Raw genomic sequence first — 11,909 nt, forward strand, 5'->3', positions numbered from 1 at the left:
ACAATGGGAGGGGTAAAACGGCTTTCTTACGGGATAATTTGACGCCGGGCCGGCAGGTTGCTTTCTTGGTGAGCCTTTTGGGGAACGCTGTTCCACGATGTATGGAGTGAAGACGTGAAATTTCGTGTGTTACCATCGGCTTTAGCCGCGATGATGGGCCTCTCGCTAGGTGGGGCGTCAGCGCAAGCGCAGCAAGCGGGCTCTCATGTATTTAATGCCCAGCAGTGTGGGGCTATTGTGGATATTGTGCGTCAGGCACTTAAAGATGACCCCAGTATTTTGGTCGATGCGATGCAGTCTTTGCGTCAAAAAAGCATGGAACGCCAGCAAGCGCAGAATCTTGTGGGGGTGCGGGCGAATTGGCAGGCGATCTCCACGGCGCCTTCGTACAGTGTGCGGGGGAATCCGGCAGGATCGGTCACAGTGGTGGAGTTCTTAGACCCACGCTGTGGCTATTGCCGTCGTATGGCACCATTGGTGGATGCGTTTATTGCGCGTCATCCTGATGTGCGGTTGGTTGAAAAAGTCGTGCCTGTTCTTGGCCCTGCGAGCGTTTTGGCCAGCCGGGCGATTTATGCGGCCGCGTTGCAAGGCCATTATGATGGAATGCGTCGGGCTGTGATGGAAGAGACCAGCAAGCCAGATGAAAACGCGCTTAAGGATATGGCCCGTCAACAAGGGTTGAATGTCGCGAAGTTCATGCAAGATTTGAGTAATCCTGCCGTTGCGGGGCTCATCACGACGAATTTAGGCCAAGCACAGGCTGTGGGGCTGGATGGCACGCCAACCTTTGTGTTCGGCCAAGCGGCGGTGGCGCCGGGCGCGATGAGTGCTGAGCAGATGGATCGTCTCTTTGACGCTGCGAAAGGTCGTTAATGTCTCTAATGGAGGCTGTCCATGCAGCAGATCGTGGGGAGCGCGCCCCGCTTCTGATGGGCATTGTGAACATCACGCCGGACTCTTTTTCTGACGGCGGGCGGTATCTCGCCCCGCAAGCGGCGATAGACCATGCCCAGCATTTAAGCGCTCAAGGAGCGGATGTGCTGGATCTGGGCGCGGAATCCACACGCCCCGGCTATGAGCCTGTCCCGGCGGAAGAAGAATGGCAGCGGCTGGCCCCTGCGGTAGTGGCGCTGAAGGGGGCGGGCGTGCCTTTGTCCATCGACACGACCAAAGCGTTCGTTGCACAAAAGGCCTTGGCGGCTGGCGCGGAGCTCATCAATGATGTCTGGGGGTTTCAGGCTGACCCCGACATGGCGGCGACGGTCGCGGCGGGGGGGGCGTCAGCAGTCGTGATGCATAATCGCCACGAGATCGACCCTCAGCTGGATCTATGGGAAGATTGGCGCCGGTTTTTTGACCGTTCTCTCTCATTGGCGGACAAAGCCGGTGTGTCCTCCGATAAGCTCGTGCTGGATCCGGGTGTGGGCTTTGGAAAAACACCCGAGCAAAACCTATGGGCAGTGCGGTCTTTAGGGCGTTTGAGGCAGCATTATAAGCTGCCCGTTTTGCTGGGATTGTCGCGTAAATCCTTCTTCGGGCATTTCTTGGGACGGCCAACGGATGAGCGTCTTCCCGCCACGCTGATGGCTAATTTGTATGGGCAAGAGCAAGGGGCGGCGCTTTGGCGTGTGCATGATGTGCAGGCCCATTATGATGTGCTCCATATTCAGCGGTTATTAGCGGGTACGGTGCCATAATATCTTTGCTCTTATGCACTTTTGGTGCGGCTTAAACGGTGCCGATGGTGTGCAGAAGGATGGCTCATCTGTATAGGCAAGAGCACGCGGGGTAGTGTGGTGGCATGAGTATGATGTGTTCCATATTCAGCGGGTATGAGCAGGTACGGTGCCATAATATCTTTGCTCTTATGCGTTTTTGGTGCGGCCAAACGATGCCGTTTTTGTGCGGAGGGATAGCCCTTGTTGGCTTGCTGGGGGCGAGTTTCGCTGTCATGGCCCCATCACTGGCGCTGGCGGCGCGTTATGATGAACCTATAGTAAAGGATAGACTGTGATTACGCCTCCTCTAACCCGCGTAAACGTGCGCGATCTGTGCTTTTTTGGTCATCATGGTGTGCTGGAAGAAGAAAAGCGCCTTGGGCAGCGTTTCTTTGTATCGCTTGAGATCGGGGCGGATTTGAGCGCGGCCATTGAAGGCGATGCGTATGAGCAGGCGGTTTGTTACGCCGAACTCAGTGAGATCGCTTCTGAGATTGTCACAGGGCCGCCGCTCAATCTTATTGAAACCGTCGCTGGGCGGATTGCCCAACGTATTTTAAAGCGTTGCCCTTTGGTGCAAGAGGTGACGGTGGAGGTGCGTAAACCGTCCGCTCCTGTGCCGCATGTTTTGCAGGAGAGTAGTGCGACGGTAACGCAGGTGCGTCATCATATGGTGGGGTTCTCGCTTGGGGCTAATCTGGGTGAGCGCGAGGCGGTGCTGATGGGCGCGGTCAATGCGCTGTCACGCTGTGAGGGCATCGCGATTGAGCAAGTGTCGGACTTTTACGATAGCGCCCCTTGGGGGGTGGAAGACCAACCGCCTTTTGTGAATATCGCTGCGATCGGCCAGACTGTTCTACCGCCTCATACATTGCTAGAGCGCTGTAAGCAGATTGAAAGCGAGCTTGGCCGTGTGCCGGGCCGTCGGTGGGGGGCGCGTGCGGTCGATATTGATATTCTCTTCTATGGTGAGCGTCATCATGAAAGTGCGGTGCTGACGCTGCCGCATCGTCATTTATGGGAGCGCGCTTTTGTGCTAGAGCCCTTGGCGGAGTTAGACCCTGAGCGTAAGATTTCTGGACGTCGTGTGAAGGACGCGCTAGCACAGCTTCCACGCACGCTAGGAGATGTGACGCGGCGTCGGTCGTGAGAGGGGAGCAAGGATAGGTTCATGTCAGCCAACGATCAGCAGGATGCGGCCCCTATGCCGCTACAGGCGACACCTGAGGGGAAAGCCGGGGCGATTGCATGCCCACAGGATGCGCAAGAGCGGATCGCCCGCAATGTGCGCGAGATTCTCACGGCTGTGGGGGAAGACCCAACGCGTGAAGGCTTGCGCGATACGCCTGATCGTGTGGCAAAGATGTATCTGGACGTCTTTTCAGGCCTGTATGAAGACCCGCGTGAGCATCTACGCAAGCAGTTCAGTGCGGACCATCATAGCGGTGTGGTGTTGGTGAAAGATATCCGCTTTCATTCAATGTGTGAGCATCATCTTTTGCCTGTTTTTGGTCGGGCACATGTGGCTTACCTCCCTGATGGTGGCCGTCTGACGGGGCTGAGTAAGCTGGCGCGTTTGGTGGAAGGCTATGCTCGTCGTCCACAGCTGCAAGAACGGCTGACAGACCAGATTGTGCAAGGCATGGTCGATGTGCTGGCACCACGAGCTGTGTTGGTGATGTTGGAAGCAGAGCATATGTGCATGAGCCTTCGTGGTGTACGCACGCCGGGCTCTACGACGGTGACAACAGGCGCACACGGGCTATGGGCCGAAGATTTCCAAGCACGGCAAGAAATTATGAGCTTGATGCGCGGTTAAGCTGGGTCGTGTCTGGATGTGATGGGGCGTGCGGCATGGTGAGGGCTCTTATGGGGAAAACGAGCAAGCCAACTTAACGTCAGGCCGTCATCATATCGCTGATGAATGGGTGTGTTCTGTCGAACAGGGCACGGCCATTGCTCAAGGAACAATGAACGCTGGGCGTGGATATTTCCTGAGATTGATGTGGCGCGGATGCGCGGTGATTTAACAGACGCAGAATGGGCGATTATGGGTGATCTTTTGCCGCCTGAGCATGGTCGCTGGTCACGTCCAGCACACGATAATAGGCTTTTTCTCAACGGAATGCTGTATGTCCTGCGTGTCGGTTGTCCTTGGCGAGACATGTATGAACGTTACGGGAAATGGAATTCCGTCTACGTTCGGTTTCGTCGATGGGCCGAACGAGAGGTCTGGGATGCTTTGCTCGACACACTGGTTGACCTCGGTTTGACCGATGATTGGCAACCAACATATGATGGATAGCACCGTTGTCCGGGCTCACAGCCAGGCCGCTGGCGCAAAAGGGGACATATAAGGAGGGTTTTGGTCGCACCCCTTCGTCGATTTCTAGCCGACAAGGGGTATGATAGCGATAACATACGAGAAACCTTGCTTTTCCAAGCGGTTCTGCCCGTTATCCCGCTGCGATTATACTGTAAAGAGAATATTCCCTACGACATCCATGGTTATAGGGATCGCAATCATAGTGAGCGCATGTTCAAGACACTAAAGCAGTTTTGTCGTATCGTCACACGGTATGACAAAACACGAAAATCCTTCCTTGCCTTTCTCAACATAGTAGCCGTGAAAATCTGGATCCCATCATGTGTCAACAGAACCTAAAGGTGACTGAGATCGTTATGGCCGATGACCTTAAACCCAATGCGAAGACATTTGAGGCCATTAACAGCCTCAATGCTGGGGGAGGGAAGCGCTCTTCTAGTTCAGAAGAGATGTTTGCTGATTTGGACGCCCCCAGTGACAAAGCGCCTTCTGTTAGTTCTGAGTTCTGTGAGTAGAAACGGTTCGGTTGTTTCGACAACGATTAGAGTGAAGCGTATGCGGCTGCCGAACATTTTGAAAAGCGTTTGAGAGAGTCACGCTGCATGGATTGGGAGTGTTACTGACGCAAAAGTATAGCTGTAGCGCTTTTTTATTGGCCTGAACCCCTACAATGTAATGAGGTTCAGGCCCTTCTTATAAGAAGCAAATGGGTGTTATTTTCCACTCACCATGGAAGACAGCACATGGTCACGGCGGATCAATCCGTGGAAGAGTGCTGCGACGATATGAAGCAAGATGACGGCAATAAAGCTATAGGCAAGGATGGTATGGAGTTGCCGTAGATTGGCCCAAAGTGCTGGATCAGGCGCAATAAGCGGCGGAAGCGTCACACTGCCGCCAAGTGTAATGGGATAACCACCAGCAGAGAGCATGGCCCAGCCCACGAGCGGTTGAGCGATCATGAGCCCATAAAGTGCGAGATGAGCCCCGATAGCACCAAGACGCATAGGCGTGGTGAGATCCGTTGGGAGCTCAGGCGTTGGGACGACAAAACGATTGAGAAGCCGCACAATAACCAGCACTAACAGGCTGACCCCGGTAATCAGGTGAAGATGCAACAAGGTGACATAGTGCGTTGTGGAACTATGGGCGATAAAAAGCCCGAGCCCTAGCATTGCAAGAATAAGGACGGCCATGACCCAATGGACAAGCCGCGAAGAAAGCGCAAAACCGCGCGGTGATGATGAAGAAGACATAATCAATCCTACGCTTAATGAGGCTGTGTCATAGCGGGTGTGATGCTGCTGGGGTCTTTGGCTTCTCCCGAGCGTTTCACAAAGGAGCGCATATAAACCGCAGAGCGCAGAGCGGGGAGGGGGTCTCCCGAGAGTGACAGGCCACTTGGTAGAATCGTGGGATCAAATACCATGCCACCACAGGGGCTGTTATCCTCACTGGCACTGCTGTGCAGGGTGAGGGTTCCGGCCGTTATGGTGCGGTCTGTGGGTGCCCAAGGTTGGCTTGGGTCGTTCACAGGGTCGCTCGGGTTGGCGATGGTAACGACAAGGTTCCAGCGCAAAGGCTGTTGATGTAAGGAAGCGATCGCATGCGTGAAGAGGACGTTAGGGTCATGCGCGTCTTCTGGCCGCACAGGAGCATCCGGCGGGGAGAGAGGCACCATGCTCCAGCGCACCGTGTGATTTTCCCCTTGAGCGTTGGTCACTTGGAAGCTGTCGAGGCTGTTAAACGTATCATTGGCAAAGTCAGACGACATGACATGAGCACGGTTAGCTGCATAGGCTGTTTTGAGCCATGGACGCGCTGCTTCATACGCTTTTGCAAGGCGAGGGTCGGGTTTATGTGTGACCGGATCGCGTTGGTTGGCGCTAAAGGAGGCAAACGCATCCTGAATGTCGCGCATTGGTTGCAATGGCGGATCATTCATTGTGGTGCGCCATTCCTGTGCATGGTCAGGCTGAAGGCGGAGGGCCATGCTGCGTACAATACCTGGCCCATCAACAATATGAGGGAAAGGAGGGGCAAGAGCCAGCCGCCCTGTGACGGGGATATGGGATTGTGAGAAAACCGAAGCGCTAGAATAGGCGGTCATAGCGCCAGAGGCATCAAACTGCCCTAAAACACAGAGACCTTTTGAGTGTGCGCGCCGGAAACCGGGAGCCGCCCCGCCACCATTTTCGAGCACCGTCATAAAACGGGCGGTTGAAAGACGATGCGGAGAAAATAGCCCTGCTGCCCAAGCAAAACCTGCCGCTAAAAGAGCCGGTGGAAGAAGCACACAGCCCCAACGAAGGAGGCGTGAGGACGATGTTTGAGACATAAAGATTCACGCTAACAAGTGGGGGAAAGAAGAGAATAGAAACATACCACTCTATGGGGGGTATGCGTAGGAGACAAGGGAAAGGATGATCGGAATCATATGTATCACTGATTAGAGTGAGGCTATTCTCTGAATAACATTCCTATATAAAAACAATATCTTATAAAATAGTTTCGATAAAAAAATGATATTTTGATCTATATCAAATCTTTTCAAAAAGACTTCTTTGTAAAGTAAAAAGGTCACACAGCAAAAAGGAGTGACATCATGGAACAGTCAAAGAAAATCATCCTCGCAGCCCCTGCCGCTGCTCCTCTTTTAACCGCAGCGAGTGGTCAAACTCTTGCAAGCTCAGCACAGGATGAAAAAGTCGATGTGGCATAAAGCCATATCACTGTGGGTTATTTCGGACGCCCTTCAGTGAATGGCTTGTTTGCTTAAGGCTGTCGTGAAGGATTCTCCTGATGATCTTTTGGAGAGACTGCTAAGTATGAGTGTTAATATAGGCCATTGTGAGAAAAGTCTGAATTAATAAGCATACATAATGTAATGGGTGGGATAGATATAACGTGAATAAGACTTTTCTTCTTATATATATAACAGCTTTTTTTCTGACCCCTTCATATGGGGTGGCGGAAACACCAACAGCATCATGCCCAACGTCTAAGGATTTTGCGACTTTAGCGGCCCCTTCAATGGCTGACAGGTTTTGGATTGCGAGTCGTATTTATGCGTCTGTTACGGCGCGTTTTGCGCATTGGAGCTCGTTAGATCCATCATATGACTTCGATGAGCATTATCAAGATTATCTAAAATCGCTTTCGACAATATCTACACGGCTCGACTTTGACAAGAAAACAGCAAAGCTTTTTGCAAGTCTTCATAATACTCATACGAGTTTTAAGGATCAACTTGTGCACTGCTACCCCGGCCTTCCTTTCCGAGTAGGTTTTATTGAGGGAAAGTGGATTGTTACACGCTCTTGGACAAAGTCAGTCCCTGTAGGAGTAGAAATTAGCGCGATTAATCATGACGTTTTTTCAACATGGGCCGATCAACAAGTCGCGTTTATTTCGGATAGTTCTTTAAGGGACCAAAGACAAGATCTGACCTCTATGAAGTATGGGGTATGGCTGTGGCCACGAAAGTTCACGCTCACTTTCCATTTTCCGGGGAAGAAGGATGTATCAGTTGATGTAGATCGTAATCTTTCAGATTCTTCTGAAAAAAATCCTCCGATTAAGGGGCGTTATGTGGCTGTAAAGGGTGTCTCCGTGTCGCAGATTGCCCCTGGAATAGAGCGTATTACGGTCTCTGATTTTTCTCATCCTGAGAATGAGAAAAAAATGGTTCAGGCGGTGAGAGATCATCAGGATGTTCCCGCATTATTGTTTGATGTCAGAGGGAATGGCGGGGGGAGTGCACCCAATGATTTAATACAGTCTCTTTTGGAAAAACCAACGAAAGATGAAATTGGGATGAGCCCGCAGCATATCGCGGTTAATGATGCTTACAGTGATGTAGCCCTATCAGATGTTCTGTCTTATTCGCATACATGGTTTCGCTTTGGTGGGGACGTCATAAAACCGAAGACATTGTACCATGGGAAGGTTTTTGTTCTCACAGATGACGGTTGTGCGTCAGCTTGTGAGGATTTTTTGATGATAATGAAATCATCTAAGAGAGCTGTCATTATGGGGGAAGAAAGCGCGGGAGGGTATGGCCTTCGTTCTGATGTTTTTTTCCCAAAACAAAATATGAGATTTAGTGTCGGGGTCATCAATGTGTTGTGGCCTGATGGAACTGAGGCGGAAGGGAAGGGAATAATGCCGGATATTTCAATCCCTCTAACGCAAGAAGAGCTTTTAGCGGGGAAAGACGATGTCTTAGAAAAAGCTGTCAAATATATCAATACCGTTATGAAGAAAGAACATCATGGACAATAAGATTGCATGTGCGCTTGATCCTTCTTATCTCGGGTTGACGCTTTTCCCGACAGAGAAATGCAATTTTCGATTCACCTATTGCTATGAAGATTATACGCAAGGGAGGATGAGTGAGGAGACGGTAGAGGGGGTGAAAAATCTTCTCACTATGCGTGCACCGGACCTGTCTCTTCTCAATTTGAGTTGGTTTGGTGGGGAGTCTCTTCTGACTAAAGATATTTTGATTGATGTGTTGTCATATGCTCAAAGGAGTATGGGTTCCGCCTTATATCGTCAGCGACGACTAATGGTTACTTGCTGGACGAAGAGACGTTTCTTGTTCTGGGGGAGTTAGGGATAACGGATTATCAAATCTCTTTTGATGGAGCGCGAGATTTTCATAATGTGATGCGCTTCATTAATCACCCCGACCGTAGTTTTGATAAAATATGGGCGAATGTTCTTTTATTTAATAAACTAAGAAAAGAAGGGCGTCTTACAAAGGGGAAAATCCTTTTAAGATTGCATCTTCATGCAGAAAATCACGCTTCGTTATTAGAATTATCAGCTTTGATTAAAAAACATCTAGATCCCGCGTTTTTTAGTGTGTTGCTCAAAAATATCGCTCATTTAGGTGGTGAGCATGACCATACTTTTGAAACGGTCGATCATAAAAGCCAGACATCAGCGCAACGTCACCGTGAGTTGACACAAATCTTGCAGGATTTTCAACCAACGGACCCGAATGAAGAGGGGGCAGGCTATGTCTGTTATGCGACGATGCCCAATAGCTTTGCGATCCGGTCAGATGGCGGATTAGCTAAATGCACGGTTGCACTTAATAGTGCGAAAAATCAACTAGGACAGCTGACAAAAGAGGGGAATTTTTCCTTTGACGAGGGGACAATAGTGCCATGGATCCGAGCCTTGCAAACGCTGGATAAACAGATCGTGGCGTGTCCTCTCTCTTTTGTGGAAAAATATGCGGCTTAAGAACATGTGGCTCCCCAGATGATGTCTGGGGAGCTAAGGCATCGTTAAGAGGTTGTCAGAAAGAAGTTTGTGAGATTGGCCATGTTATGGGCGACCATGCCACTGAAGACGGATCCTGTGCGATAACGAATAACATAAAGTCCTATGCTGATCGGGAGAACGCCTGCAAGAGTGCTTAACCAGTTGAAGCTGACATGTCCGTGAGAGATTGAAAAGAGGTGGAAAAGCGCGAACATGCCGGTTGTGATGGTAAAAGGTGCAACCCATTGCGGGATATTAAAGCGTAATTGGGGAAAGGCTTGCGAGGTGACCACGATTGCGACACCACGGAAAAAGAGTTCTTCATCTATGCCCGGAAGTGTTGCTTCAAAGAGCCAATTTTCTAGGGGATTGGGCGAAGAAGGATCACCTGAGACAAAGACAATTACACTCATATAGACCATTAACACCATAATGCCGAGGGCTGTATCCCTCCATTGACGAGCTGTCTGTGGCAAACGCAAACCAACAGCGTTTGGAGAAAGTTTGAGCACATAGATGAGGATAATTGAGAAGAGGAGGGCGAGGGTTTTACCAATCCAGTTCCAGTGGCCGATATGAAGCGAAAGATGAACAGGTGAGACAGTGACGATGATGTCACCGAGAAGAATGGCAAAAAGAAGTATGATATAACGATACTGTCGTTGTGGAGAGAGGAGAATAAAAGGGAGGATGAATATAATCTCCCCTAGGAACATGGCTGCACAATATAGGGAAAAATCATTCATCATGGCATCCTTATTGACGAGACGATAAATAAGTATTGGTCATTTAATTTTGATAGTGCAATAAGTTTTTGTCGCGTTTTGTAGGACGATCAAGAATAAGGATGCTTGCGGAGGAGAACAATCAGCCTAACGGTTCATTGTGAGCATGATACAATCAGCTTTTCTGATCCAATTTGCTCTTTGGGAGAGCCACTGATTGAGACAGTTCCTCCAGTGGAAAAACCGCGCTCAAATAACGATAGTCGTGATTTTCTGGCGGCCTTAGAATAGCGCGACATGGCGGGCTCTTTCCCTTTGAGTTTTAGTCCTTGGTGGATGGCGCCCAGTTTTTGTTAAAGTTGGGTGTATGGCAATGTTTTTGCCTTGGTCAGCTGTAAAGCCCCGGGTTCTAGGTATGGTCTTTCTTGATGGTAAACGATCCGTTTCCCAAAAGTGTGACACTCTTGGTTGCTCACATGGGGAATTTTGGCGCCAAAGTCTGTGACCGAGGATAGGCGTCGCATAAATTCCATGAAGAGCTTTGAAACCTTAGATCGCGTTCTGTTATTTCATCACGGAGAACTGATGTCGAAGTCACTTTTCTATTATGGGCGTATGGGTACCTTCCTGCGGTCGAATATTAAGGGGCTAGGCTCTGTTAGGTCTTGAGGTAATCTGCTGTAGCAGCGATGAGGATCATGGAGAGAAAGGAAAGAGCGGTCTTTTCATATCGGGTTGCAACAGCCCGCCACTCCTTGAGCCTTGCCCACAGGTTTTTAATCAGATGGCGGTGTCTGTAAGTCCATTTTGGACAACTGATGTCAGGGTCGTTTCGCCGTGTTGGGCTAACAGGACACGCTCCATCGTTCCAGAGAGCGCTTTGGAACTTTTGGGAGGGATACCCACGGTCACAGACGACATAACCCGGTTGGTGAGGCAGGTTATCAAGAAGAGCATAAGCAGACGGTAATTCATGGGCCTGCCCGGGTGGAAGCATGAAAGACAGCGCTTTCCTGTGTCTGTCCGCACCACCGCAGACCTTGGTGACAAAATCTCTCATGTGAGCGGCTAAGAGCGTTACGACTTCTCTGGCTGCTTATGTATTTCCCTTTTTGGCCGCCCCGACTTCCTTATGATGAGCACGAATGATCGTACCATCAAGGAAGACCATGCCCACGGCTGGGTTTTTGCGGCTGCCCTTGTCGAAAAGACGTTGTCAGACACCACGTCTCGCCATGTCGCACTGTTCTGATGTCGCCAGAAACTTGCAGAAATTGTCTGCCGACGGTTCTTGGGCGGTGTCTTTCCTTTTGGGGGACTTCCTCAATAAGAGGCTCCCAGAGGAACCAGCTCTGATCAGAGAAATGGTCTCACTCACACTTATGACAGACAATAGGAAGCCTGCCCGTCGTTCAAAACCTAACGGATCTTAGTGCAAACCATGTTGGTTGGTAAAAATAAGCCCCTTTAATACGCGGCGGTCATTAAGGCATGGTTTGCCGTGGTTCTTTGAGGAAAGGGCGTAGATGACGTGTCATGCGTTCATCTTCAGTCTTGTCTTTTAAGGAAACTGAAACATCCTTGAGCCCTCACATCGACCGGCCTGAACCCAAGGAAATGCCGTGCCTACTTCTGTTGCACAGCATCATGTGTTTCTTTTTATCATGAGCATGGGGGCGCTCTATTGTGGGGCAGCACTGTCTTTCTATGTAACCACAGCTTCATCTCTTGAAGCAGAGAGAATGATGAGATCTCTTACAAACTGGGTCGAGATGCTTGAGAATGTGGCCCGTAAAAGCCAGATACAAATGCCACCCGTATGTTCTCTACAGATGGCTCAGTGGGGAGGGTGTCAAAAAG

13 protein-coding genes and 1 pseudogene are annotated in these 11,909 nt (G+C 50.3%); 9 read left to right on the forward strand and 5 right to left on the reverse strand.

Annotated elements, in window-relative coordinates:
* Nucleotides 1–114: 114 nt before the first annotated feature.
* The 7 genes from F457_RS0107310 (at nucleotide 115) to F457_RS13770 (ending at nucleotide 4,562) form a co-directional block, all read left to right on the forward strand.
* Nucleotides 115–876 carry a DsbA family protein gene (locus F457_RS0107310; RefSeq protein ID WP_018980486.1) on the forward strand — a complete coding sequence of 254 codons (762 nt, stop codon included), beginning with the start codon at nucleotides 115–117 and terminating at the stop codon, nucleotides 874–876.
* On the forward strand, nucleotides 876–1,700 hold the full coding sequence (gene folP, locus F457_RS0107315; protein WP_018980487.1) for a dihydropteroate synthase: 825 nt from the start codon (nucleotides 876–878) through the stop codon (nucleotides 1,698–1,700). Before F457_RS0107310 ends, folP begins: the two co-directional genes overlap by 1 nt.
* 313 nt (nucleotides 1,701–2,013) lie before the next feature.
* The gene (gene folB, locus F457_RS0107325; RefSeq protein ID WP_018980489.1) at nucleotides 2,014–2,871 is read left to right on the forward strand and encodes a dihydroneopterin aldolase; all 858 of its coding nucleotides are present in this window, start codon (nucleotides 2,014–2,016) and stop codon (nucleotides 2,869–2,871) included.
* Between the two features lie 21 nt (nucleotides 2,872–2,892).
* Complete coding sequence (folE, locus tag F457_RS0107330) at nucleotides 2,893–3,540, forward strand: GTP cyclohydrolase I FolE (RefSeq protein ID WP_018980490.1); 648 nt, start codon at nucleotides 2,893–2,895, stop codon at nucleotides 3,538–3,540.
* A gap of 28 nt (nucleotides 3,541–3,568) precedes the next feature.
* Nucleotides 3,569–3,751: a hypothetical protein gene (locus tag F457_RS13760; protein WP_018980491.1), complete on the forward strand. Its 183-nt coding sequence runs from the start codon at nucleotides 3,569–3,571 to the stop codon at nucleotides 3,749–3,751.
* Entirely contained in the window at nucleotides 3,736–4,026 is a 291-nt protein-coding gene (locus F457_RS14390) for a transposase (protein ID WP_018980492.1), read from the forward strand. The genes F457_RS13760 and F457_RS14390 overlap by 16 nt, the downstream gene beginning before the upstream one ends.
* A gap of 362 nt (nucleotides 4,027–4,388) precedes the next feature.
* Entirely contained in the window at nucleotides 4,389–4,562 is a 174-nt protein-coding gene (locus F457_RS13770; protein ID WP_156809392.1) for a hypothetical protein, read from the forward strand.
* Nucleotides 4,563–4,760: 198 nt separating this feature from the next.
* On the opposite strand, the gene F457_RS0107350 is transcribed toward F457_RS13770, so the two are convergent.
* A complete protein-coding gene (locus tag F457_RS0107350) occupies nucleotides 4,761–5,303 on the reverse strand; it encodes a cytochrome b (RefSeq protein ID WP_018980494.1) in 543 nt (180 codons plus the stop codon).
* Between the two features lie 14 nt (nucleotides 5,304–5,317).
* Nucleotides 5,318–6,385, reverse strand: coding sequence for a catalase (locus F457_RS0107355; protein WP_018980495.1), 1,068 nt, complete (start codon nucleotides 6,383–6,385; stop codon nucleotides 5,318–5,320).
* Nucleotides 6,386–6,954: 569 nt separating this feature from the next.
* On the opposite strand from F457_RS0107355, the gene F457_RS0107365 reads away from it, so the two are divergent.
* Together F457_RS0107365 and F457_RS12535 are read left to right on the forward strand one after the other, a co-directional pair.
* Nucleotides 6,955–8,331 (forward strand): S41 family peptidase, encoded by a 1,377-nt coding sequence (locus F457_RS0107365; protein ID WP_156809393.1) that lies wholly within the window; start codon nucleotides 6,955–6,957, stop codon nucleotides 8,329–8,331.
* A gap of 294 nt (nucleotides 8,332–8,625) precedes the next feature.
* Nucleotides 8,626–9,303 (forward strand): hypothetical protein, encoded by a 678-nt coding sequence (locus tag F457_RS12535; protein ID WP_020684114.1) that lies wholly within the window; start codon nucleotides 8,626–8,628, stop codon nucleotides 9,301–9,303.
* A 44-nt stretch (nucleotides 9,304–9,347) separates the two neighbouring features.
* Here the strand turns inward: F457_RS12535 and F457_RS0107380 are convergent, their stop codons facing one another.
* From F457_RS0107380 to F457_RS13590, 3 genes and pseudogenes are all read right to left on the reverse strand, one after another.
* Nucleotides 9,348–10,073, reverse strand: a complete 726-nt coding sequence (locus F457_RS0107380; protein WP_083912729.1) for a CPBP family intramembrane glutamic endopeptidase — start codon at nucleotides 10,071–10,073, stop codon at nucleotides 9,348–9,350.
* 131 nt (nucleotides 10,074–10,204) lie between these two features.
* Nucleotides 10,205–10,348: a hypothetical protein gene (locus F457_RS13930; RefSeq protein WP_169584116.1), complete on the reverse strand. Its 144-nt coding sequence runs from the start codon at nucleotides 10,346–10,348 to the stop codon at nucleotides 10,205–10,207.
* Between the two features lie 359 nt (nucleotides 10,349–10,707).
* Nucleotides 10,708–11,377: pseudogene (locus F457_RS13590) on the reverse strand (transposase).
* Nucleotides 11,378–11,909: the final 532 nt, after the last annotated feature.

The organism is Saccharibacter floricola DSM 15669 (assembly GCF_000378165.1).
GTDB lineage: Bacteria > Pseudomonadota > Alphaproteobacteria > Acetobacterales > Acetobacteraceae > Saccharibacter > Saccharibacter floricola.

What these genes read in the sequence shown, in the direction of transcription:
- folP (WP_018980487.1), top strand. Translation starts at nt 876, where the DNA reads ATGTCTCTAATGGAGGCTGTCCATGCAGCAGATCGTGGGGAGCGCGCC.
- folE (WP_018980490.1), top strand. Translation starts at nt 2,893, where the DNA reads ATGTCAGCCAACGATCAGCAGGATGCGGCCCCTATGCCGCTACAGGCG.
- F457_RS14390 (WP_018980492.1), top strand. Translation starts at nt 3,736, where the DNA reads ATGCGCGGTGATTTAACAGACGCAGAATGGGCGATTATGGGTGATCTT.
- F457_RS0107350 (WP_018980494.1), bottom strand. Translation starts at nt 5,303, where the DNA reads ATGTCTTCTTCATCATCACCGCGCGGTTTTGCGCTTTCTTCGCGGCTT.
- F457_RS0107355 (WP_018980495.1), bottom strand. Translation starts at nt 6,385, where the DNA reads ATGTCTCAAACATCGTCCTCACGCCTCCTTCGTTGGGGCTGTGTGCTT.
- F457_RS0107380 (WP_083912729.1), bottom strand. Translation starts at nt 10,073, where the DNA reads ATGATGAATGATTTTTCCCTATATTGTGCAGCCATGTTCCTAGGGGAG.
- F457_RS13930 (WP_169584116.1), bottom strand. Translation starts at nt 10,348, where the DNA reads ATGTCGCGCTATTCTAAGGCCGCCAGAAAATCACGACTATCGTTATTT.